The 22,107-nt window shown below is 68.1% G+C and carries 20 protein-coding genes; 11 read left to right on the forward strand and 9 right to left on the reverse strand.

All coding sequences use genetic code 11. From position 1 onward, the window contains the following. Positions 1-6 precede the first annotated feature (6 nt). Positions 7-447: an RDD family protein gene (locus tag ING98_16415; protein MCA3103451.1), complete on the forward strand. Its 441-nt coding sequence runs from the start codon at positions 7-9 to the stop codon at positions 445-447. 25 nt (positions 448-472) lie between these two features. On the opposite strand, the gene lptG is transcribed toward ING98_16415, so the two are convergent. Next, positions 473-1,543, reverse strand: coding sequence for an LPS export ABC transporter permease LptG (lptG, locus tag ING98_16420; GenBank protein ID MCA3103452.1), 1,071 nt, complete (start codon positions 1,541-1,543; stop codon positions 473-475). 11 nt (positions 1,544-1,554) lie between these two features. Further along, positions 1,555-2,667 carry an LPS export ABC transporter permease LptF gene (gene lptF / locus ING98_16425; protein MCA3103453.1) on the reverse strand — a complete coding sequence of 371 codons (1,113 nt, stop codon included), beginning with the start codon at positions 2,665-2,667 and terminating at the stop codon, positions 1,555-1,557. Between the two features lie 182 nt (positions 2,668-2,849). Here lptF and ING98_16430 point away from each other — a divergent pair, with 182 nt between their 5' ends. From ING98_16430 to ING98_16445, 4 genes are all read left to right on the forward strand, one after another. After that, positions 2,850-4,346 (forward strand): leucyl aminopeptidase, encoded by a 1,497-nt coding sequence (locus tag ING98_16430; protein MCA3103454.1) that lies wholly within the window; start codon positions 2,850-2,852, stop codon positions 4,344-4,346. 69 nt (positions 4,347-4,415) lie between these two features. Further along, positions 4,416-4,877, forward strand: coding sequence for a DNA polymerase III subunit chi (locus ING98_16435; GenBank protein MCA3103455.1), 462 nt, complete (start codon positions 4,416-4,418; stop codon positions 4,875-4,877). Positions 4,878-4,885: 8 nt separating this feature from the next. Continuing rightward, entirely contained in the window at positions 4,886-5,413 is a 528-nt protein-coding gene (locus tag ING98_16440) for a hypothetical protein (GenBank protein MCA3103456.1), read from the forward strand. 89 nt (positions 5,414-5,502) lie between these two features. Beyond that, entirely contained in the window at positions 5,503-8,370 is a 2,868-nt protein-coding gene (locus ING98_16445; GenBank protein MCA3103457.1) for a valine--tRNA ligase, read from the forward strand. A gap of 96 nt (positions 8,371-8,466) precedes the next feature. On the opposite strand, the gene ING98_16450 is transcribed toward ING98_16445, so the two are convergent. Continuing rightward, positions 8,467-9,567: a hypothetical protein gene (locus ING98_16450; protein ID MCA3103458.1), complete on the reverse strand. Its 1,101-nt coding sequence runs from the start codon at positions 9,565-9,567 to the stop codon at positions 8,467-8,469. Positions 9,568-9,745: 178 nt separating this feature from the next. Here ING98_16450 and ING98_16455 point away from each other — a divergent pair, with 178 nt between their 5' ends. Genes ING98_16455 through ING98_16465 form a run of 3 tightly spaced genes read left to right on the forward strand, consistent with a single transcriptional unit; the run spans position 9,746 to position 12,374 of the window. Beyond that, on the forward strand, positions 9,746-9,973 hold the full coding sequence (locus tag ING98_16455) for an oxidoreductase (protein ID MCA3103459.1): 228 nt from the start codon (positions 9,746-9,748) through the stop codon (positions 9,971-9,973). After that, the gene (locus ING98_16460; protein ID MCA3103460.1) at positions 9,970-10,713 is read left to right on the forward strand and encodes an ATP-binding cassette domain-containing protein; all 744 of its coding nucleotides are present in this window, start codon (positions 9,970-9,972) and stop codon (positions 10,711-10,713) included. The genes ING98_16455 and ING98_16460 overlap by 4 nt, the downstream gene beginning before the upstream one ends. A gap of 53 nt (positions 10,714-10,766) precedes the next feature. Next, positions 10,767-12,374, forward strand: coding sequence for an ABC transporter permease subunit (locus tag ING98_16465; GenBank protein MCA3103461.1), 1,608 nt, complete (start codon positions 10,767-10,769; stop codon positions 12,372-12,374). A gap of 7 nt (positions 12,375-12,381) precedes the next feature. On the opposite strand, the gene ING98_16470 is transcribed toward ING98_16465, so the two are convergent. Then, positions 12,382-12,609 carry a sulfurtransferase TusA family protein gene (locus ING98_16470; protein MCA3103462.1) on the reverse strand — a complete coding sequence of 76 codons (228 nt, stop codon included), beginning with the start codon at positions 12,607-12,609 and terminating at the stop codon, positions 12,382-12,384. Between the two features lie 126 nt (positions 12,610-12,735). Continuing rightward, on the reverse strand, positions 12,736-14,232 hold the full coding sequence (locus tag ING98_16475) for a M48 family metallopeptidase (protein MCA3103463.1): 1,497 nt from the start codon (positions 14,230-14,232) through the stop codon (positions 12,736-12,738). A gap of 100 nt (positions 14,233-14,332) precedes the next feature. Here ING98_16475 and moaC point away from each other — a divergent pair, with 100 nt between their 5' ends. From moaC to soxZ, 3 genes are read left to right on the forward strand one after another with little or no spacing between them, the layout of a single operon-like run. Further along, complete coding sequence (gene moaC / locus ING98_16480; protein MCA3103464.1) at positions 14,333-14,860, forward strand: cyclic pyranopterin monophosphate synthase MoaC; 528 nt, start codon at positions 14,333-14,335, stop codon at positions 14,858-14,860. Next, the gene (locus tag ING98_16485) at positions 14,857-15,321 is read left to right on the forward strand and encodes a thiosulfate oxidation carrier protein SoxY (GenBank protein ID MCA3103465.1); all 465 of its coding nucleotides are present in this window, start codon (positions 14,857-14,859) and stop codon (positions 15,319-15,321) included. The genes moaC and ING98_16485 overlap by 4 nt, the downstream gene beginning before the upstream one ends. A 28-nt stretch (positions 15,322-15,349) precedes the next feature. Further along, on the forward strand, positions 15,350-15,667 hold the full coding sequence (gene soxZ / locus ING98_16490; GenBank protein MCA3103466.1) for a thiosulfate oxidation carrier complex protein SoxZ: 318 nt from the start codon (positions 15,350-15,352) through the stop codon (positions 15,665-15,667). A 6-nt stretch (positions 15,668-15,673) separates the two neighbouring features. On the opposite strand, the gene ING98_16495 is transcribed toward soxZ, so the two are convergent. From ING98_16495 to tadA, 4 genes are all read right to left on the reverse strand, one after another. Next, positions 15,674-17,185 (reverse strand): O-antigen ligase family protein, encoded by a 1,512-nt coding sequence (locus ING98_16495; GenBank protein ID MCA3103467.1) that lies wholly within the window; start codon positions 17,183-17,185, stop codon positions 15,674-15,676. A 69-nt stretch (positions 17,186-17,254) separates the two neighbouring features. Beyond that, positions 17,255-17,743, reverse strand: coding sequence for a pilin (locus ING98_16500; protein MCA3103468.1), 489 nt, complete (start codon positions 17,741-17,743; stop codon positions 17,255-17,257). 245 nt (positions 17,744-17,988) lie between these two features. Then, positions 17,989-19,599: a GAF domain-containing protein gene (locus ING98_16505; protein MCA3103469.1), complete on the reverse strand. Its 1,611-nt coding sequence runs from the start codon at positions 19,597-19,599 to the stop codon at positions 17,989-17,991. 20 nt (positions 19,600-19,619) lie between these two features. After that, entirely contained in the window at positions 19,620-22,061 is a 2,442-nt protein-coding gene (gene tadA, locus ING98_16510; GenBank protein MCA3103470.1) for a Flp pilus assembly complex ATPase component TadA, read from the reverse strand. Positions 22,062-22,107 lie beyond the last annotated feature (46 nt).

The raw sequence follows: 22,107 nt of genomic DNA on the forward strand, positions 1-22,107 counted from the left end.
GGCCCGATGGATTCCGCGCTCGCACCCACGGCGACGCTGCTGCGGCGCCTGGGCAGCCTGGTCTACGAATCACTGATCGTGGTCGCGCTGCTGCTGCTGTCCGGCCTGGCCTTCCTGCTGCCGCTGCACGCCCTCACTGGCCATGATGCGTCGGGCGGCTGGGCGCTGTGGCTGTTCCGCGCGTGGATCCTGGCCGTGCTCGGCACCTACTTCGTCTGGTTCTGGACCCGTGGCGGGCAGACGCTGCCGATGCGCACATGGCGTCTGCGGGTCGTCGATGCCCGGGGATCTCCGCTGCGCCTTCGGCGGGCCCTCTACCGCTACCTCCTCGCATGGCCGAGTGTCCTCGCGGCTGGTGCCGGACTCGCCTGGGCACTCGTCGATCGCGACCGCCAGTTCCTCCACGATCGGCTGGCCGGCACGCGGCTGGTGCGCATCGAGGCCTGACCGGCTGCCAAGGTCGAGACTGCGCTCAGCGCCTCTCGAAAAAGGCGATCAGGCCGACCGCGACCGACAGGAATGCCAGCGGCGCCAGCAGTGCGGTCAGCAACGGCGGCCAGTCGTACAGCCATCCGGCATGGGATGCCAGCGTGTTGAGGAAGAAGAAGGCCAGTCCCAGCATGATGGCGGCGAACACACGCGGTCCGGCGCTCGCCCGGCGCGCCTGCTGCGCGAACGGCAGCGCGAGTACCAGCATCACGACGATGCCGAGCGGATACGCCGCCTTGCGCCAGAGCGCGATCTCATAGCGGCTGGCTGCCTGCCGGTTGCCGCGCAGGTGCTGCACGTACTCCCAGAGGCTGGCTGCCGACATGGCATCGGGCTTGACCAGCAGCACGGTGAGCAATCCGGGCGTCAGCACGGATGTCCATTCGCGCGTGAGGGCGCGCTCCACGACCGTCCGATCTGCGTGGAAGCGCGTCTCGCTGACCGTCTCCATCTGCCAGCGGTTGTCGCCGACGTAGTTGCCCTGCGCGGCGACCCAGACGCGGCTAAGTCGCCATGCCGCATCGAACTCGTAGACGCGGACACCGAACAGCCGCAGCTCGGGCGTGACCTGCGCGACGTTGATGAAGCTGTTGCCGTCCTTCACCCACAGCCCCGACCGGAACTCCTGCGCAACGACCGCCGCCTTGGCCTGCAGGCGCAGCGCCTGGGCCGCGCGTTCCGCCGCCGGGGCGACCGCTTCGCCGACCAGCGCGCCGACCAGCGCGATGATCACGCCGGCACGCACCAGCACGAGCGCCATGCGCAACGCCGACACGCCGGAGGCCCGGATTACCGTGTACTCGGACTGCTGGGCCATCTGAGTCAGGGCGAAGGTGGTGCCGATCAAGGCTGCCACCGGCAGGATGCCGTACAAGTGGCCGGGCATGTTGAGCAGCACGAACAGGAACATCTCGCGCAGGCTGTACGAGCCTTTGCCCATGTCGTCGAGTTCGCCGATCAGGTCGAACAGCGCGAACAGGCCGAGCAGCCCGCCGGCCACCAGCGCGGTCGTGGTGTATATCTCGCGCCTCAGGTAGCGGCTGATGACCACCATCGTCGCTGGCCTCAGCTCGCCCGGCCGGTGGCCGGTGCGCGCCGCGGCCAGCGCAGCTGCGCCCATGACAGGACGACCGCACGGCGCGAGAACAGCAGCAGTGTCACCCCGAGCATCAGCGCATGCACGACCCAGAACCCGATCGCCGGTGCCACCCGCTCCTGCGCGATCCACGCCTGCACGATCGACAGCAGGTTGCTGTAGAGCATGTAGAGCAAGACAGCGAACACGTAGTTGAGCGACCGGCCCATCCGCGGATTGAAATGGGACAGCGGGATCGCCGCCAGCGCAAGGATCACGGCCATGATCGGCAGTCCGCAGCGCCATGTGAATTCCGCGATGTGCGCAGGCAGCGGGTTCGACAGCAGTTCGAGCGTGGACAGGCCCTTGATCGGACGATTGCCGGCGCGCGAATCGGCGGCCTCGATCCGGATCGCGTAGCGCTCGAACACGGTGGTGCGGAACGACGCCGACCCTGGCTCGCCCTCATAGCGGCGCCCCTGCTCGAGGACCAGGAAGCGGTCGCCGTTCTCGCGTGTCTCGAGGAACCCCCGGCGCGCGACCATGCTGCCGCCTTTCTGGTTCTGGACCGAGTGCACGAACACGTTGCCCACCGTGTTGTCCTCGCGCGAGACGGACTCGACGAAATACACGCGGTCGCCGCCGCGCGACTCACGGAAGACGCCGGCCGCCACGCTCGCCGACTCGTCGCGCGATTCGAGCTGGCGGCGGAACTCGTCGCTCTTCTGGTTCGCCCACGGCGACAGGCCAAGGCTCAGCGCGGCAATGATCGCCGACAGCGGCAGCGAGAATGCGAGCACCGGCCCGATCCATGCCAGCGGGGACACGCCGCTGGCCGACCACACAACCATCTCTGAATCGCGGTGCAGGCGGGTCAGGCAGCTGAGAACCGTGATGAACAGAGTAAGCGACAGGACGATCGGCAGATAGTTGAACGCCGTGAAGCCGAGGATCGCCACCACCCCGTCTGCGGCGAACCTGCCGCCCGCCGCCATCCCCAGCAACCGGATGAACTGCGTGGTGACCATGATCGCCAGCAGCACCGCGCACACAGCCGAGGCGGTGAGGAAGAACTCCTTGAGCTGCGCGCGGTAGAAGATCAACACGCGCGCGCCGCCGGTGGGCCCCAGGGACAAGGCGGCGACAGTGGCCGCAGCGAACGGCACCGTGCCGGCGGCACGACGCCGGCAGCCGCCCGATCGTTTTGACTTGGGAGAGAACCCACGCCGATAATCGGACGCAGCATGGCAGCGGCCAGAGCGGTTACCTGAGCGAGGGACATCAGATGGAATTTAGCATAAAGACCGGCAGCCCCGAGAAGCTGAAGAGCGCGTGCGCCGTGGTCGGCGTGTTCCAGACGCGCGAATTGTCGGCCTCTGCGCTGGCAGTCGACAAGGCGACCCGCGGCGCGCTGTCCGCCATCGTCAAGCAGGGCGATTTCGACGGCAAGGCGGGCACCACCCTGCTCGTGCCCCGGGTCGAGGGAAAGGTGTTCGAACGCATACTGCTGGTCGGGCTCGGTCCGGCCGGAGAATTCCGCGAGAAAGGCTACCGAGAGGCTGTGCGCGCGGCGGTATCGGCGCTGCGTCAGACCGGCGCCCGCGATGCACTGCTGTGCCTGACCGAGGTGCCGGTGGCCGGCCGCAGCCAGGCATGGGCGATCACGCAGGCCGTCGTCGTCGCGATGGAAACGCTCTACCGATTCGAGCAGATGAAGAGCCAGCCGGAGCGCAGCGCGCCCGCGCTCCGCTCGCTCTCGCTGAAGGTCAATGCGCGAAGCAACGTCGATGCCGAGGCTGCACTTGCCCAGGGCGTCGCCACCGCGCAGGGGATGAACCTCGCCAGAGACCTCGCGAACCTGCCGCCGAACATCTGCCATCCGACCTATCTGGCGGCACAGGCGGCGGCGCTGGCAAGGTCGCACCGCCTCAAGCTCGAGGTACTCGATCAGAAGGACATGGAGCGGCTCGGCATGGGCGCCCTGCTCGCCGTCGCGAGGGGCAGCCGGCAGCCCCCGAAGCTCATCTCGCTGGCATGGAACGGCGGCGATCGCAAGTCGGCACCGGTGGTGCTGATCGGCAAGGGAATCACCTTCGATACCGGCGGCATCTCGATGAAGTCGCCCGCTGAAATGGACGAGATGAAGTTCGACATGGCCGGTGGTGCCAGCGTCCTCGGCACCATGAAGGCAGTGGCGATGCTCAAGCTGCCGATCAACGTGATCGGCGTCGTGGCCGCGGCCGAGAACATGCCCGGCGGCAATGCCACCCGACCCGGCGACATCGTGACCACGATGTCCGGCCAGACGGTCGAGATCCTGAACACAGATGCCGAGGGGCGGCTGGTGCTGTGCGACGCGATGACCTGGTGCGAACGCCACCAGCCGGCGCTGGTGATCGACATCGCAACCCTGACCGGCGCCTGCGTGATCGCGCTCGGCCATGTCGCCTCGGGCCTGTACGCGAACAACGAGACGCTGGCGCGCGAGGTACAGCAGGCCGGCGATGCCGCCTGGGACCGCGTCTGGCAGATGCCGCTGTGGGACGACTACCAGGAGCAGTTGAAGAGCAACTTCGCCGACTTCGCGAACATTGGCGGCCGGCCGGCCGGCAGCGTGACCGCCGCCTGCTACCTCGCGCGTTTCGCGCGCAAGTTTCCCTGGGCACACCTGGACATCGCCGGTACCGCCTGGAAGTCCGGGCGCGACAAGGGGGCGACCGGGCGTCCGGTACCCCTGCTCACCGAGTTCCTGGTGGCGCGCGCCCGTGCGGCACGAGCATGACCGGTCATCGCCGTTGACGATGCCTGACCGTCCATCCATGCCAGACTCATCGACCACGGCCGGTGCGCGATGACCCGGATCGACTTCTACACCAATGTCGAGTCGCGCGAGCGCACCGCCTGCACCATCGCTGCCAAGGCACTGGAGCGGGGGATGCGCCTGCTGGTCCTCACCGCCGACGAAGCCCAGTCCGACCGGCTCGACCGGCTGCTGTGGACATTCGCACAGCTCAGCTTCCTGCCGCATGTACGGGCCAACCATCCGCTGGCTGCGCAGACGCCGGTGATCGTCGACCATGCCTTCGATCCGCTGCCGCACGACGAGGTGCTGCTCAACCTGACCGATGCGACGCCGCAGGTGTTCAGCCGCTTCCAGCGCCTGGTCGAGATCGTCTCGCTCGACCCCGATGACCGCCAGCGGGCACGGGGCCGATGGCGCTTCTACTCCGAGCGCGGGTATCCGCTCGCGTCGCACGACCTGGCGAAGCCCGCGCATAGCGGCGCTGCCGCCCCGCGCGGCGTGGCAGGCTGATCCAGGCGATGGCAGAGAAACCACTCGACCCTGCCCAGGCTGGCGGTGACTCGGACGAGGTGCTCGAAAAGCTCGAAGCACTGCTCGGACGATCGCGCGGGCCGGATTCGCGCGGCGAAGATCCGCCGGCCAGGGCACAGATCCCGACGCTCGACGAACCGGTCCACTGGCCCGCGCCGGCTGCAGGCCTGCATGCCATCCCTGTCGGCGGACACATCCCGACGCTGACCGAACCGGTCGCACTGCCGGGCAAGAGCCTGCGGCAGCCGGCGCCAGACCCGATGAGCCGCCAGGCACTGCGCCAGCGCGTCGAATCCCTCCTCGATCCCGACCTCGAGCAGCGGCTGTACCGGCGTGCGCTGGCCGACCTCGAGCGCACCCTGATCGATGTCGAGCGCGGCTTTCGCGACGAACTCGCTGCCTGGCGCGAAGAACACATGGCGCAGATGCGCGACCAGGTCCGGGGCGAGATCGAGCGCGCGGTCGACGAAGCGGTGGCCGAGCTGGCGCGCCGGCGGGGGCCCGGCTCGCGCTGAACGGGCTGGCCGGCAGGCCTGCCGGGGGGCGGCGCTGCCTGCCCCTATAATCGTCGGCCAACCACACTCGCCAGCACGCGCCACGATCCATGGAACTTCCGAAGAGCTTCGACCCGGGTAGCATCGAATCGTTCTGGGGCCCGGAATGGGAGCGCCGCGGCTACTTCGCCGCCGGAACCGAAGCAGGCCGTCCGGCGTTCGCGATCCAGCTGCCACCGCCGAACGTGACCGGCATCCTGCACATGGGCCATGCGTTCAACCAGACGATCATGGACGCGCTGACCCGCTACCACCGGATGCGCGGCTTCAACACGCTCTGGCTGCCGGGCACCGACCATGCCGGCATCGCCACCCAGATCGTGGTCGAGCGGCAGCTGGAGGCGAAGGGACAGTCGCGCCATGCCCTGGGCCGCGAGGCTTTCATCGAGCAGGTCTGGGACTGGAAGCGCTACTCCGGCGACACCATCATCAACCAGATGAAGCGCCTCGGCGCCTCGGCGGACTTCGAACGCGAGTACTTCACGATGGACGAGTCGCTGTCGACCGTGGTGGTCGACACGTTCGTTCGTCTGTACGAGCAGGGCCTGATCTACCGCGGCAAGCGGCTCGTCAACTGGGATCCGAAGCTCGGCACGGCGGTCTCCGACCTGGAGGTGGAGAGCGAGGAGGAAGACGGCCGCCTGTGGGAAATCCGCTACCCGATCGCCGGCAGCGCAGACGGTGGCCTGGTGGTTGCGACCACCCGCCCCGAGACGATGCTCGGCGATGTGGCCGTCGCCGTGCACCCGGACGACGAACGTTACCGCGCGCTGGTCGGGCGCAGCCTGATGCTGCCGCTCTGCGGGCGCGAGATCCCGGTGATCGCCGATGCCTATGTCGACCCGGCGTTCGGCACCGGCTGCGTGAAGATCACCCCGGCGCACGACTTCAACGACTTCCAGGTCGGCGAGCGCCACGGGCTGGCGCCGATCGGCATCCTGACCCTGGACGCGAAGTTGAACGACCATGCGCCGGAGAAGTACCGCGGCATGGATCGTTACGTCGCACGCAAGGCGGTGCTGGCCGATCTGCGCGAGGCCGGCCTGCTGGTGGGCGAGAAGCCGCACAAGATGATGGTGCCGCGCTGCGCGCGCACCGGCGAGGTGGTCGAGCCGATGCTCACCGACCAGTGGTTCGTCGCGATGGGCAAGCCAGCCCCGGAAGGCACACTGCATCCCGGACGGTCGATCAGCGCGGTCGCGCGCGATGCGGTGCGCGATGGCCAGGTACGCTTCTTCCCCGAGAACTGGACAAGCACCTACAACCAGTGGCTGGACAACATCCAGGACTGGTGCATCTCGCGCCAGCTCTGGTGGGGCCACCAGATCCCGGCCTGGTACGGTCCCGATGGCCATGTCTACGTCGCACGCAGCGAAGCCGATGCGCTGGCACAGGCACGCGCGCGCGGCAGCGCCGGCCCGCTCACGCGCGACCCCGACGTGCTCGACACCTGGTACTCCTCGGCGCTGGTCTGCTTCTCGACGCTCGGCTGGCCGGAGGCCGCAAAGCCCGACGCGGCGTCTGCGCAGAAGGGTGCCTACGACCTCTACCTGCCGTCTTCGGTGCTGGTGACCGGCTACGAGATCATCTTCTTCTGGGTGGCGCGCATGGTGATGATGACCCTGCACTTCACCGGCCGGATTCCGTTCCGCGACGTCTACATCCACGGCATCGTGCGCGATGCCGAGGGCAAGAAGATGTCGAAGTCCGAGGGCAACACGATCGACCCGGTCGATCTGATCGACGGCATCGCGATCGAGCCGCTGCTGGAGAAGCGCACGACCGGCTTGCGGCGTCCCGAGACCGCGCCGAAGGTCGCGGCGCGCACGAAGAAGGAGTTCCCTGCCGGCATCCCGCCCTACGGCGCCGATGCCCTGCGCTTCACGATGGCCGCCTACGCGACGCTCGGGCGCAACGTGAACTTCGACTTCAAGCGCTGCGAGGGCTACCGCAACTTCTGCAACAAGCTCTGGAATGCCACGCGCTTCGTGCTGATGAACACCGATGGCCACGACTGCGGGCTGGACGAACAGGCGGCCGTGGTGCTGTCCGATGCCGACCGCTGGATCATCGGCGAACTGCAGCGGGTGGAAGCCGAGGTGGCGCGCGGCTTCGCCGACTACCGGCTCGACAACGTCGCGCAGGCGATCTACCGCTTCGCCTGGGACGAGTACTGCGACTGGTACGTCGAACTGGCGAAGGTGCAGTTGCAGGACGAAGACCCGGCCGCGCAGCGCGGTACCCGGCGCACGCTGCTGCGCGTGCTCGAGGCCACGCTGCGCCTGGCGCATCCGGTGATTCCATTCATCACCGAAGCGCTCTGGCAGACGGTGTCGGTGGCCGCCGGCAGGCGCCGCTCGGACGAGACCTCCAGCATCATGGTGCAGCCGTATCCGCAGCCGCAGCCGGAGCGGGTCGATCCGGCCAGCGACGCCGCGATCGAGCGCCTGAAGGCGCTGGTCAATGCCTGCCGCCAGTTGCGCGGGGAGCTGAACCTCTCGCCAGCGCAGAAGGTACCGCTGGTGGCCTTCGGCGACGACGGCACGGTCGCCCGGTTCGGGCACTACCTGGTACCGCTTGCCCGGCTGTCGACGGTCACCGTCGCCGATGACGCGCCAGCGGGCTCGGGCACGGGTACCGCAGCGGCGGACGACGGCGCCGCGGACGCACCGGTCGCCGTGGTGGGGACCACGCGCCTGGTTCTGAAGGTCGAGGTGGACATCGTTGCCGAGCGCGAACGCCTCGGCAAGGAGGCCGCCCGGCTCGAGAACGAGATCGCGAAAGCGCACGGCAAGCTCGCCAACGAGAACTTCGTGGCGCGCGCGCCGGCCCAGGTTCTCGAACAGGAGAAGGCGCGGCTGGCCGGATTCACCGCGACGCTGGAAAAGGTCAGCGCCCAGTTGGCGCGGTTGAAGTGAAGGCGCGCCGCGCCCGATCTCCCAGCGGCTGCGCCTGGCGCGCAGCCGCTGACTGTCGGTGAATGCCCGCGCGGGGTTCCCGGTCCCCGGAACGGCTCAGCGTGCGTAACCCCACAGCCGCTCCAGGTCGAAGCGGTGGAGCGCCGGATCGAACGACACGAAGCTGCGGATGGACGTGGCGATCTTCGATGCCTGGCGCACGGTGGGCTGCGGCAGCGGCTCGTCCTTCGGGTTGAGCACGCTGACCAGCACCGGCTGGCCACCGGGGGCGTTGTGCGTGATCACGGCGACCTCGCGGTTGGCCAGGCGCGCCAGCGTGCCCGGAGGATGCACGCCCATGAACCGGAACAGGATGCCGGCGAGCATCGGATCGACGCCGCTGCGCCGTCCGCGCAGGATATCGTGCGCGGCCGCCGAGGGCAGCTTGGGCGGCCGGTAGAAGCGCTCCCCGGTCTTCGCGCAATAGATGTCCGCGAGCGCGATCAGCCGGGCAGGCAGGGCGATCATCGATCCGGTCAGCCCGCGCGGGTAGCCACGACCGTCGAGCAGCTCATGATGGTCGGCGACCGCGGCCAGCCAGACCTCATCGACCACTCCGCGTGCCTGCAGCCACGCATGGCTGCGTTCCGGGTGCGCGGCGATCTGCGCGCGCTCCTCCGGTTCGAGCTGGGCGCCGCGACTGTTCAGCCGGTCCTGCAGGGCGTGCATGCCGGCATTCATCGTCAGCGCGGCGCAGATCATTGATCGCTGCTCGGCCCCGGGCAGGCTCAGCTCGTTGGCGATCAGTTCGCAGATCAGGGCGACCGCGATGCTGTGACGCACGCAGTAGGAGGCGCTGCGGTCCAGCGCGATCCAGCCGAGGCACGCGTCCTGGTCGGTCGCGATCACGGCCCGCAGCGAGTCGGCCATGCGCAGCACCTGCGGCACGACGCCCTGCCCGACGCCGGCATCGAACACCGCGCGCAGCGACGCGGCCACCTCGCCGAGCGCCGTGAACGGCGACAGGATCTCCGACACGTCCAGGTCACCGAGGTCTTCGGCGCGCGCGAACAGCTTGCGGGCGTTCAGGCGGCCGATCTGCACCGCACCGTCGAGCACGGTCCCCCGCGCCAGCAACAGCACGCCATAGCGATCGTAGACATCCCACGGCAGGGTCTGGCCCAGCAGTTCGGGCGTGATTTCGATCGGGCGCAGCATCTGGATGCGTTCGGAAATGCCGGTCGGCAACGGGGCGGGAGGCGGGACCGGCAGGTCGGAACAATGGACGGCAGGACGTTGCAGGACGCCGGATACCCTGCCCCTCTAACGGCAGCCTGGACGAAAACTTCAGCGCGGCGGGTACACGGCCATGCACGGGCGTTTGGTACGATCGGGTATGAACCGCGTGCCAGCCCGCCCTGCCGCCGCCCGCGAAGCGTCCGATCCGCTGCCCCTGCCGCCGGTCGAGCCCGCGCTCGAGGACTGCTGCGGCAGTGGCTGCACGCCATGCATCTTCGACCTCTACCACGATGCGTACGACCGCTACCAGTCGGCGCTGGACGCCTGGCACGCCCGGCAGGCCGTGGCCGGCACCGGCAAGGCCGGATCCGACAGCCCCGCATGATCCATGTGCGCGGCCTGTGCCGGTCATTCGGCGAGCGCGTTGCACTCGCCCCGCTGACCGCGCATTTCGCGCGCGGCCGGGTGAGTGTGCTTCTCGGCCCGAGCGGCTGCGGCAAGTCGACGCTGCTGCGGCTGCTGATCGGTCTGATCGAACCTGACGCAGGCTCGGTCGAGATCGACGGCGTCGTGCTCGGCCCGGCGACCGTCGAGCCGCTGCGCCACCGTACCGGCTACGTGATCCAGGACGGCGGGCTGTTCCCGCACCTGACCGCCCGCGACAACATCACCCTGCTCGCCCGGCACCTGGGCTGGGACAGCGGGCGCATCGGCGAGCGCCTCGGCTCGGTGGTCGAACTCGCGCGCATCGATCCGCGCCTGCTCGACCAGTATCCCGGCACACTGTCCGGCGGCGAGCGCCAGCGCGTCGGCATCGCGCGCGCCCTGCTGCCCGATCCGCCGCTGCTGCTCTGCGATGAACCGTTGTCCGCGCTCGACCCGATCACCCGCGACGAACTGCAGCGGGAGTTGCGCGACCTGTTCGACGCACTCGGCAAGACGGTACTCTGGGTCACGCACGACCTGCATGAGGCTGCCGCGCTGGCGGACGACATCCTGCTGATGCGCGCCGGGCAGGTGGTGCAACGGGGGGCCCTGTCCGACCTGATGGAACATCCCGCCGACCCGTTCGTCACGCAGTTCATCCGCGCACAGCACGGCCCGCTGCCGGGTGGCGGACGATGACGGCGTCGGGCGCGGCGCCACACTGCCGGTTCGCCCGGACCCTCGCCATGGCGATGGTGGCGATGGTGCTGGCCTCGGCTGCGGCGCAGGCGGGGACGGCGCGCGCGCCAGGGAGCACGGGCGCCGGGCCGGACCGGCCGGCCGCCGGCACGCTGGTGGTCGGCAGCAAGCGGTTCACGGAGTCCTACATCCTGGGCGAAATCCTGCGCCGCACGGCCGAGTCCGCCGGCGAAGCACGGGTACGCCACGAGCAGGGCCTGGGCAACACCGGCATCGTCCAGTCCGCACTGGCATCGGGCGCGATCGACCTCTACGTCGAGTACACCGGTACGCTGGCACGCGAGATCCTGCGCCTGGACGATCCGGACGACGCGGCGGCGATGGCCGAAGCGCTGCGGCAGCGCGGGCTCGCGATGTCGCGGCCGCTGGGCTTCAACAATACCTATGCGCTGGCGATGCAGCGGGCGCAGGCAGCCCGACTGGGCATCGCCCGTATCTCCGACCTCGCGGCACACCCGGCGCTGCGCCTGGGCCTGACCCAGGAGTTCATCGGCCGCGCCGATGGCTGGCCCGGGCTGCGCAACCGCTACGCCCTGCCGTTCGGCACCCCCCGCGGCGTCGAGCACGGACTGAAGTTCGGCGCGCTCGCCGCCGGCCAGCTCGACGTGATCGACGTCTACTCGACCGACGCCGCGATCGAACGCCATGGCCTGCGGGTGCTGCAGGACGACCGCAGCTGGTTTCCGCGCTACGACGCGGTGCTGCTCTACCGTGCAGGGCTGGAGCACCGCCTGCCGCGCACCTACGCGGCGCTCATCGCCCTCGAGGGCCGCCTCGACGACGCGACGATGCGGGGCCTGAACGCCCGGGCGGAAGTCGGCGGTGAAACGTTCGCGGCGATCGCCGCCCGGTTCGTCGCCGGCCCGGCTCCTGGCGCCGACGGCACGCCACCGGCCATGGCTGGCGATGCGTCACCGCGTCGGGGGCCGCCCGGCAGCGCCGGGCGCACCCTGTACGACGCCGTGTTCGACCAGGACTTCATCCGCCTCACCGGTGAACACCTGGTACTGGTGTTCGCCTCGCTGCTGCTGTCGATGTTCGTCGGCGTCCCGCTCGGCATCTGGTGCGCCGGCAGCGCATCGGCACGGCGCTGGGTGCTGCCGGCCGTCGGCCTGGTACAGACCATCCCGTCGCTGGCCCTGCTGGCCTTCCTGATCACGCTGTATTCACGCATCGGCATGCTGCCGGCGCTGACGGCCCTGTTCCTGTACGGTCTGCTGCCGATCGTGCGCAGCACCTGCGCCGGCCTGGACGCCATCCCGCAACCGCTCCGCGACTCGGCGCGCGCACTCGGACTGCCACGCACCGCGCGCCTGATGCGCATCGAACTGCCGCTGGCGCTCGGGGCCATCCTCGCCGGCATACAGACCTCGGCGGTGATCAACGTCGGCACCGCCACCATCGCCGCCTTCATCGGTGCCGGTGGCTATGGCGAGCGCATCGCCACCGGCCTCGCCCTGAACGACGCCACGACGCTGCTTGCCGGCGCGCTGCCCGCGGCGGCGCTGGCGGTCCTGGTGCAGGTGCTGTTCTCGGCGCTGGAGCAACGGTTGCTGGCGCCACCGCTCAGGCAGGCTGCGCGCGATCGTCGCGGCGCCTGACGACCGCCTACTTCTTCTTCAGGTAGAAGACGAATTCGCCTGCGACCTCGGAGGCGCTCAACAGCGCGTTGCCGGTCTGGCGCGAAAACGCCTGGAAGTCTTTCGTGGCGCCAGGGTCGGTCGAGACGACCTTCAGGACCTGCCCAGTGATCAGCTCGTTCAACGCCTTCTTGGTGCGCAGAATCGGCAGCGGACAGTTCAGGCCGCGCGTGTCGAGCTCACGGTCGGATTCGATCGTGTCAGTCATTGTCGTTCTCCCCGCCCCGCCTGAAGATGACCGGATTCTAAACAACCTGCCGGCAGGCGCAAGCATGCATGCTGCAGTCGGCGCCCGGCGAACAGGACGCTCGGCCCTGGCCGCTCAGCTCCTGCCCTTGCGCGGTGGCTGCTGGGCGCGCAGTTCGCGCAGCCGCGACTCGGCCGAGGAGAGTTCGAAGAAGTCGCCGTCGCCGGCGCGCAGCGCATTCTGCAGCTGTTCGATCGCGAGCGCGCGATTGCCGAGCAGCACGTTCGCCTCGGCCTGCGCCCGGCCCTGCGAGAGCACCTGGCCGAGTTCGGCATGGGCCCTCGCCTGGATGAAGAACAGCCGGTGGTCCGACGGGTAGTACTGCTGGGCATCGGAGGCGATCCTGATCGCGTCGCGCGGCTGGCCGGTGCGGATCAGCACGTCGGCATAGTCGTAGACCAGCGCCCGGTAGCGCGGATGCTCGATCAGCGCCGCCTGGTAGAACGCGGCCGCGCCCTTCAGGTTGCCCGAGGCGACCAGCAGGTCGCCCTCGAGGGCATCGATCAGCGGCAGGCGCGGCGCGATCGGCCGCAGCGCGCGCAGCTCTTTCTGCGCACGCGCGTAGTCACGGTTGCGCATCAGCGCATGGACCAGCCCGAAGCGCTGCGCCGCCTCGTTGATATAGGCCCCCTGCCGCAGGCCGTTGTCGAAGGTCTGTACGGCCTCGCGCGGCGTGCCCTGCATCGCGAGCAGCCGGGTGCGGACGAACTGGAACTCCGGGTCGTCGCGAACCTGGCGGTAGGGCAGCGCATCGATCCGGTTCAGCGTATCGGCGATCCGCTCGGTGGTCATCGGGTGGGTACGCAGGTAGGCGGGCGCCGAGGTCTCGAAGCTGCGGGTCGCCCGCTGCAGCCGCTCGAAGAAGGACGACATTCCGCGCACGTCGAAGCCCGAGCGCTCGAGGATGGACAGTCCGACCCGGTCGGCATCGCGCTCCATGTCGCGCGTGAAGTTGAGCTGGCTCTGCACGACCGCCGCCTGCGCGCCGACGATCGCGCCCTGCGCGAGCTGCGGGTTCGACCGCGCAGCCAGCAGTGCCAGCGCCATCGCGACGATCGAACCCACCTGCGCCTGCTGCTGGTTGGCGACCAGCCGTGCGATATGGCCCTGGGTGACATGCGCGATCTCGTGCGCGATCACCGCTGCCAGCTCGGATTCGCTCTGCGCAGTGGCCATCAGGCCGGTGTGCACGCCGATGAATCCGCCGGGCAGCGCGAACGCATTGATCATGCGATCGTCCATCACGAAGAATTCGAACGGGATACGTGCATCGGGACTGTTGGCTGCGAGCCGGTAACCGAGGTTGGCCAGGTAGGCGTTGAGTTCGGCGTCATCCAGGAAGCTGCGGTCGTTGCGCACCTCGCGCATCACCTCGATGCCGATCTGCCGCTCCTGCACCACGGACAGCACGCCGCGCGATACATCGCCCAGGTCGGGCAGTTCACTGGCACCGGCCAGCGGCACCGAGATCGCTGCCGCCAGCGCGCAGGATCGCAGCACGCGCAGCGCGCGCGAACGGCGTGAGCCGGACGTGTGCGTCTGGGTCTGCGGGAGACGGGAGTGGAAACGCATGGTGTTATCATAAAGTCATTGTCCGTTCGGGGGTTATCCCTGCGTTATCGGCCGGCTTTATCCGTCGGTCCATCGCCGAGGTCCGTTGCCGCTCCTGCCCATGAACCCGACCGCATCCGCCCCGACCGCTGCCGATCTCACGCATTTCGATGCCGAAGGGCGTGCGGTCATGGTCGATGTCGGCGCCAAGGCCGAAACCGCCCGCCGCGCGCGCGCCACCGGCCGCATCCGCATGCAGCCCGCCACGCTCGAGCGCGTCCGCGCAGGGTCCATCGGCAAGGGCGACGTGATCGGCATCGCCCGGCTCGCCGCCATCATGGCGGCCAAGCGCACCGCCGACCTGGTGCCCCTGTGCCATCCGCTGCCGCTGACCCGGGTCGAAGCCGAGTTCGACCTCGACGACGCAGACTGCTCCATCGGCTGCACCGTGGTGGCGGAAACCGTCGGCCGTACCGGTGTCGAGATGGAGGCCCTGACCGCGGTCAGCGTCGGGCTGCTCACCATCTACGACATGTGCAAGGCGATCGACCGCGGCATGACGATGTCGGACATCGGCCTGCTGGAAAAGTCCGGTGGCCGCAGCGGCCACTGGGTTGCCCGGCCGGCGCGGCGCAAGGCATCGCGGTGAAGCGCCGCGCGCTGCTGCAGGGCAGCTCAGTCGCCTTCGTGCTGGCCGCGCCCGGCCTGGTCGGGCCCGTCTTCGCGCAGCCGGCCCTGTCGACGGCCGACTGGAACAGGGCCGGGTTCGAGGCGAAGACCGCAGCCGAGGCGATACGCCACCTGGGCAGCGGCTCGGTCGTGGCGAGCCGCGACATCCTGATCGAGATGCAGGACGTCATCGAGAACGGCGCGCGCACTCGCATCGAGGTCACCAGCCGCATCCCGAACACCCAGGCGCTGTCGATCGTCACCGACCGCAACCCTTACCCGCTCGCGGCCACCTTCCATTTCGCCAACGGCGCCGAACCCTATGTGTCGACGCTGATCAAGGTCGCCGAGTCGGGCACCATCCGGGTGATCGTCAGCGCCGACGGCAGGCTGCATGCCGCGACGCGCGACGTGAAGACCACCATCGGCGGCTGTGGCTGACCCCGCCCGGAACGCACAGAGACCTTCGATGGCTGAATCCACCACCCGGATCACCGCGCGCATGCGCCAGGATTTCGTCGACGTGCGCGCGCTCGTGATGCATCCGATGGAGACCGGCAACCGGCGCGATGCGAAGGGACAGCTCGTCCCGCTCCACTTCATCCAGCGCGTGCAGATCACGCACAACGGCCGCATCGTGCTCGACGCGCAGTGGAGCCAGGCCATCGCGCGCGATCCGTTCGTCGGCATCCGGGTGCGCGGCGCGAAGCCGGGCGACAAGGTCGCGCTGGCCTGGGTCGACAACCGCGGCGCCCGCGAGAGCGTAGAGACGGTGGTGACGACCTGACTGGCGCTAGCGCGGCACCTGTCTCAGGAATCGCACCCGCTCGATGTCCACCGCGTCGGTGAGCCAGCCTTGTATCCAGAAGCGGGTGAACGTTGGACGATCGTCAGCTGCGGCCTGCAGCCGGTCAAGCTGCAGGTAGAGCGACCGCGCCTCGGGCGCGGCGCCATGGAACAGGGCAATCATGGCTGCGCCGATGGCCACCGCCGTGCAGCGGCCCGGCCATCGCGCGCGCGCAGGCACCGCCGCCGCGGGCGGCAACAGGCAGGCAGCCGTCCATCCGGCGACGCCTGCCAGCATCAGCTGCGTGCACGGCATCACGATCACGCCATCCACCAGCGCGTTGATGGCGGCCCCGGTCAACGCAATGGCGAGCGCGACCCCGACCAACCGCTCCGCGCCACCATCCGCCGGGGTATCCGTAACCTGCCGGCGCAGCCCCATCGACAGGCCCGACGCGGCACCGAGTACCGCAATGGCCATCAGCAAGCTCGCGGGCAGGCCCCACTCGGCAGCGATCTGCAACGGTGCGTTGTGGGGATGCGCAGCCACCGGGTTGACGTCCAGCGCGAGGCCCATCGGGCCGATGCCGAGCATCGGAAACTGTCCGATCCATCCCAGGGCCCTCGACCACAGCACGTCGCGCATGCTGAGACCAAACTGGCCGAGGCGGCCGAACGAGGCCTCCATCACGTCGAACTGCCAGCCCTCGATCAGCAGCGGCGGCAGCACATAGAACATCGCGTAGAACACTGCCGCGCTGCAGCACAGCGCGGCGGCCAGGGCCGACAGCATCGCCCGGCAGGGCGGACGAAACACGACCAGCACCGCCAGCGTGGCCGCCAGCCAGGCGTACCAGGTGGCTCGGCTCGCGGTGAGCAGCGCCAGCGCCAGGCTCATCACGAGTACGGCGAATGCCATTGCACGCCAGCGCGCCGGGAACGCCGGATACACGCAGGCAGCCAGCAACAACGGCAGTGCCATCGTGTGGAACTGTCCGAGGAAGCGGGGGTTCGAGAACCCGCCACGATACAGGTTGTCGACGACCAAGCCTGCGCCGCCGAACAGCGCGGCCGCGTAGGCGCTCATGAACTGCACGACCAGCACGGTACCGGCCGCCACCACCATCGCCAGCGCGATGGCATCGAAGGCGCGCGGCGACCGCCGGGCCGCCATCACGCTCGTCACAAGCAGCGTCGACAGAGCGAACAGCGCCACTTCGAGCAGCCCGAACCGGGGGAAACCGCTCCAGATCGCCGAGACCACCCCCAGGCCCAGCGCCGCCATCCATGCGAGCGCGGTACGCCGCCCGAAGCGACCGGCCTGTACCAGCAGTCGGTCGCGCAGGCCGCTGTCGAACAGCCAGGTCGCACCGGCAGCCAGCAGCAGCAGACACTGCAGCATCCGCTGTGAATCGTGCCAGTCGCGCAGGTCGAACCAGCGCCATGCCATGGCAACAAGGAGACAGAGCGCGGTGCCGAAGGCAACCGCCTGTTCGGACGACAGGCGCGAGCGATTCAAGGGGGGATACGGGCAGGGCCAAAAAAAAGCCCCTGGCACAGGCCAGGGGCTCTTCGGGATTCTCCCGGATCAGCTGCGGACAAAGCCTGTGCGCGACCGAGCGCAAAGGTCTGGTCCGGACGAAGTATAGGACCAGACCACCGCAGTCGCAGTGACGGTGGCGACCGCGGTCACGATACAACCTGCAGTCAAGGCTGCGCCGTCGGCACCCGTTTGCGCGGTCAATGTCCAGGTCGAGGTGCCGCCCAAACCGTTGGTACCCGCAGTTGCACCAAGACTCAAAAGATCAACCCGCGCCGGAGGGTTGCCAAGGGTAGTCGGCAAGGCATTAAGACCCAACTCAATATTGGTTCTACAAATGGTGGGATCGCCAGCACTACGCTGGATACACTCCGACACGGAGGTACGGATCGACGAGAACTCGGACATCGTGTTCGCCCAACGCGTGCGGCTCACGTAGTCCTGATACTGCGGAATGGCAACGGCAGCGAGAATACCGATGATCGCAACCACGATCATCAGTTCGATCAGGGTGAAGCCTTTTTGAATCGTTTTCATATCATCTCCAGCAGCAAATGGAAGGTAAGCGGAAGCGTTCGGCATTCCACGGCCAAGGATACAGCAAAGTGCATGCCAGCAGCAGCTGCCCATTGTAAATCATTGACCCTGAAAGCGTTTTAGAAATTCGCGCAGGCGCTGTATGCAGTCTGCGACCGGCATCTGCCGTCCATGAGTGACGAAAACCGGCAGCTTGTGTGCAATTCCCGCCGCGACCGTGAATCATTCACGGTCGCGGCGACGCATCAGCCGCGGAAACCCGGGATCGCTGCCATATCGACGTCGTCGATCTGCTCGGGATCGAGGAACTGCTCGGCGTAGCGCAGGTAGACTTTCTCGCGCAGGAAGACATCGAACAGGTCGGGGTCGATGTGGCCGTTGATCCGCATCCTGCCGAGGATGGTCAATGCCTCCGTCAGGGTCTTTCCGGCCTTGTAGGGACGGTCTTTGGCGGTCAGCGCCTCGAACACGTCGGCGATCGCCATCATGCGCGCCTGCACCGACATCTGCTCGCCCGACAGCCCGCGCGGATAGCCCCTGCCATCCATCCGCTCGTGGTGCCCGCCAGCGAACTCGGGCACGTTCTGCAGGTGCTTGGGCCAGGGCAGCGCCTCGAGCATCTGGATCGTGACGTCGATGTGGTGGTTGATGACCCGGCGCTCTTCCTCGGTGAGCGTGCCGTGCGGGATGGTCAGGTTGGCGATCTCGTCGGCTGTCAGCAAAGGCGTTTCGAAACCCGCCTCGTCCATCCGCGGCCAGCGGGTGGCGATCTCGTGCACGCGCGCCCGGTCTTCGGCACTCATCGATTCGCTGCCGATGTTCGCCCCGCGCAGGAAGTCGCGGTCTTCGTTCACCGCCCGCACCCGCCGCTTCAGCTCGGCCTCCATGTCGACCAGGTTGGCCCGCTCGCCCGCCTGCATCGCGGCGATGCGTTCGCGCAGGAGTTCGACCTCGAGGTCGCGGCGCACGATCTCGAACCGGGTGTCGATCAGGTGGATCCGGTCGAAGATGGTCTCGAGCTTGGTGGCCTTGTCCACCACGTGAACAGGGGTCGTCACCTTGCCGCAGTCGTGCAGCAGCCCCGCGATCTTGAGTTCGTAGCGCTGCGCGTCGTCCATGCCGAAGTCGGCCAGCGGGCCGGTGGTGGTGGCGCACGCTGCATCGGCCAGCATCGTCGTCAGCACCGGCACCCGCGCGCAATGCCCCCCGGTATAGGGCGACTTGTCGTCGATGGCCGAGTTGATGAGGTTGATGAACGACTCGAACAGATTCTCGAGATGGGAGATCAGCAGCCGGTTGGTCAGCACCACCGCAGCCTGCGACGCCAGCGACTCTGCCAGGCGCTGATCGGTGCCGGAAAACGGGTGCACGGCACCCGAAGCATCCCGGGCGTTGATCAACTGCAGCACGCCGATGATCTCGTCCTCGTGGTTCTTCATGGGGACGGTCAGGAACGAGCGCGAGCGGTAGCCGGTCTGCCTGTCGAAACGCCGCGTCCCAGAGAAGTCGAAGCCCGCCTCGGCGTAGGCATCCTCGATATTGACGGTGCGATCCTGGTTCACCGCGCAGGCGGCGACGTTGTGCACGTTGGGCGCCCCGTCGTCCTCGAACAGCGGGATCGGCGCGAACGGCACCTTGAGCCCGGTGCTGCCGCCCATCGCGATGCCCAGCGAGTCGGTGCGGATGATCTCGAAGGCCAGCGACCGGCGGTCGTCGCCGACGCGATAAAGCGTCCCGCCATCGGCGCGGGCGATATGCTTCGCGGCCACCAGGATCGACTCCAGCAGGCGATCGATGTCCTTCTCGCGGGACAGGGCTGCGCCGACCTCGTTCAGGTACTCGAGGCGCGCCAGCATGTCGTCCACATCGCCCCCGGTTACTTGATGCAGACCGCGCGTACCTGCTGGATGTCGGTGATGCCGAGCAGCACCTTCTCGATGCCGTCCATCTTCAGTGTGCGCATGCCTTCTTCGAGCGCGATCGCCAGCAGATCTGCGACGCGGGCGTGTTCCTGGATTCCCTTCTTCAGGCGGTCGGTGCCGATCAGCAGTTCATGCAGGCCCGCCCTGCCCTTGTAGCCAGTGCCGTTGCAGGTGTCGCAGCCGACCTTGCTTTGGAGCACGATCTCGCCCTTCGGGTTGCCGAACTGGCGGACCCAGCGCTGGCGGACCTGCTCGCGTGCCGCCTCGGGGTCTTTCTTCCAGGTTTCGGTCTGCCGGAGTTCCTGCACGTATTCGTCGAGCAGCAGCGTGAGTTCGTCCTCGCCGGCGACCCGCGGCTTGCGGCACTTCGAGCACAGCCGTTTCGCCAGGCGCTGCGCGAGGATGCCGAGCAGCGCGTCGGAGAAGTTGAACGGGTCCATGCCCATGTCGAGCAGGCGGGTGATCGACTCCGGCGCGCTGTTGGTGTGCAGCGTGGCGAACACCAGGTGGCCGGTTAGGGACGCCTCGATGCCGATCGCAACGGTTTCCTTGTCGCGCATCTCGCCGACCATGATCACGTCGGGATCGGCCCGCAGGAAGGCCTTCATGGCGGTGGCGAAGGTCAGCCCGGCCTTCGGGTTCATCTGCACCTGGCGCAGCCCGCGCTGCGTGATCTCGACCGGGTCTTCCGCCGTCCAGATCTTGGTCTCGGGCGTGTTGATGTAGCCGAGCACCGAGTGCAGCGAAGTGGTCTTGCCGGAGCCCGTCGGGCCGCAGACGAAGAACAACCCGTACGGCTTGGTGATCGCGCCCTTGAGCAGGCCGAGGTTGTGGTCCGACACGCCCAGCTTGTCGAGCGGGATCGGCTCGCCTGCGGCCAGGATACGCATCACGATATCCTCGACGCCGCCCTGACTGGGGATGGTCGCGACCCGCAGTTCGATGTCGAGCGGGCCGAACTTGCGGAACTTGATCTTGCCGTCCTGCGGCCTGCGCTTCTCGGAGATGTCGAGGTCGCACATGATCTTCAACCGCGCGGCGATCGCCTGGCGGTAGCTGGCCGGCACCTCGATGTAGTTGTGCAGCGAGCCGTCCCTGCGGAAGCGGATCAGCGTCTTCTGCTTGCCGGGGCCGGGCTCCACATGGATATCCGACGCGCCCTGATGGTACGCATCGATGATGATCTTGTTCACCAGCCGGACCACTTCGTTCTCGGAGGCGGCCGAGAGTTCGGCAACCGCGGAGCCCTCGTCTTCGGCCTCTTCCGACAGTTCGGAGAGCAGGTCGCCGACCGAGCTGGTATCGACCGCGATTTCCGGGCCGCCGCCGCCGAACACCTGGTTCATCGTCGCGGCGAACTCGCGCTTCGTCGTGACCCGGTAATCGACCTTCGCCTTCGGGAACACGTTGGCGACCTGGCGCGAACCACGCACCTTCTCGGGGTCGGTGCAGAGCACGACCAGGCCGTCCTTGCCCTCTTCGAGCGGCAGCCAGCCGCTCTCGGCGGCGAATTCGCGCCGGATGTTCTTCAGCAGATCGAGCGGCTTGAGCCGGTCGGCACGGAACGGCTCGTAGGGGCACTGGAAGAACAGCGCCAGCGACTCGCCGAGCAGCGGGACCTTGACCTGGAATTCGTCGATCAGCACATCTTCGATATCGATGTTCTTGCGCCGCGACGAGCGCAGTGCGAGCTCCATCTCGTCTGCGGACAGCACGGCACCCGCGACAAGCTGGTCGTACTTGCCACGGATCTTGAACGCCGGCTGCTTCTGCCGCTGCAGCACCGCGATCGCCAGCGTCTCGGCCAGCTGGCGCGCACCGTCCTCGGCGGTCTTCGAGAATGCCTCGCCCGTGCGGGAGTTGATGAGCTGGATCACGCCGACGAGGGGCCCCTGGGCCGCGCTGCCGGCACCCGGCTGCGCCTGCCTGACCGACTCGCAGATGGGAACGACCAGCATGTGCCGGGTGCGGTAGCCGGTACGCTTGTCGACTTCCTTCAGGAAGTGCAGCTGCGGACTGTAGCGCTTCAGTTCGTCGTCGTTGTAGACGTCTGCGACGTTGACCACGCGCCGGGTGCTCGCCACGAACCCCGCGATGCTCTGCTCGTTGATCGGAAGCTTCAGGTCCTTGAACGAATTCAGACCGGTCTTGACCTTCGAGACGATCGAATTGCCGTCTTCCGTGCTGACGTAGATGGTCAGCCGGTCGGCTTCGAACAGCGCGCAGATGTCCTGCGACAGCTCGACCATGATCTCGTCGAGTTCGCTCAAGGAGTGGATGCGGTTCGTGACCGCCTGCAGGCCCTGCGAAAACCTGAGCCTGTCCGCCAGCACTTCCCCGCCAGCTGCGGACGCCCCACCCTGCGCCTGGGGCCGGGTTTCGAGAACGCTGCTCATGGTGGGTTGCCCCCGGGTCGGAATCGCATCATGTCGATCATGGCTG

The sequence above is a fragment of the Rhodocyclaceae bacterium genome (genome assembly GCA_020248265.1).
Classification (GTDB): domain Bacteria; phylum Pseudomonadota; class Gammaproteobacteria; order Burkholderiales; family CAIKXV01; genus CAIKXV01.

What these genes read in the sequence shown, in the direction of transcription:
- moaC (MCA3103464.1), top strand. Translation starts at nt 14,333, where the DNA reads ATGAACCCGACCGCATCCGCCCCGACCGCTGCCGATCTCACGCATTTC.
- ING98_16415 (MCA3103451.1), top strand. Translation starts at nt 7, where the DNA reads ATGGATTCCGCGCTCGCACCCACGGCGACGCTGCTGCGGCGCCTGGGC.
- ING98_16455 (MCA3103459.1), top strand. Translation starts at nt 9,746, where the DNA reads ATGAACCGCGTGCCAGCCCGCCCTGCCGCCGCCCGCGAAGCGTCCGAT.
- soxZ (MCA3103466.1), top strand. Translation starts at nt 15,350, where the DNA reads ATGGCTGAATCCACCACCCGGATCACCGCGCGCATGCGCCAGGATTTC.
- ING98_16450 (MCA3103458.1), bottom strand. Translation starts at nt 9,567, where the DNA reads ATGCTGCGCCCGATCGAAATCACGCCCGAACTGCTGGGCCAGACCCTG.
- lptG (MCA3103452.1), bottom strand. Translation starts at nt 1,543, where the DNA reads ATGGTGGTCATCAGCCGCTACCTGAGGCGCGAGATATACACCACGACC.
- ING98_16500 (MCA3103468.1), bottom strand. Translation starts at nt 17,743, where the DNA reads ATGAAAACGATTCAAAAAGGCTTCACCCTGATCGAACTGATGATCGTG.
- ING98_16435 (MCA3103455.1), top strand. Translation starts at nt 4,416, where the DNA reads ATGACCCGGATCGACTTCTACACCAATGTCGAGTCGCGCGAGCGCACC.
- tadA (MCA3103470.1), bottom strand. Translation starts at nt 22,061, where the DNA reads ATGAGCAGCGTTCTCGAAACCCGGCCCCAGGCGCAGGGTGGGGCGTCC.
- ING98_16440 (MCA3103456.1), top strand. Translation starts at nt 4,886, where the DNA reads ATGGCAGAGAAACCACTCGACCCTGCCCAGGCTGGCGGTGACTCGGAC.
- ING98_16430 (MCA3103454.1), top strand. Translation starts at nt 2,850, where the DNA reads ATGGAATTTAGCATAAAGACCGGCAGCCCCGAGAAGCTGAAGAGCGCG.
- ING98_16445 (MCA3103457.1), top strand. Translation starts at nt 5,503, where the DNA reads ATGGAACTTCCGAAGAGCTTCGACCCGGGTAGCATCGAATCGTTCTGG.
- ING98_16460 (MCA3103460.1), top strand. Translation starts at nt 9,970, where the DNA reads ATGATCCATGTGCGCGGCCTGTGCCGGTCATTCGGCGAGCGCGTTGCA.
- ING98_16475 (MCA3103463.1), bottom strand. Translation starts at nt 14,232, where the DNA reads ATGCGTTTCCACTCCCGTCTCCCGCAGACCCAGACGCACACGTCCGGC.
- ING98_16465 (MCA3103461.1), top strand. Translation starts at nt 10,767, where the DNA reads ATGGTGGCGATGGTGCTGGCCTCGGCTGCGGCGCAGGCGGGGACGGCG.
- ING98_16505 (MCA3103469.1), bottom strand. Translation starts at nt 19,599, where the DNA reads ATGCTGGCGCGCCTCGAGTACCTGAACGAGGTCGGCGCAGCCCTGTCC.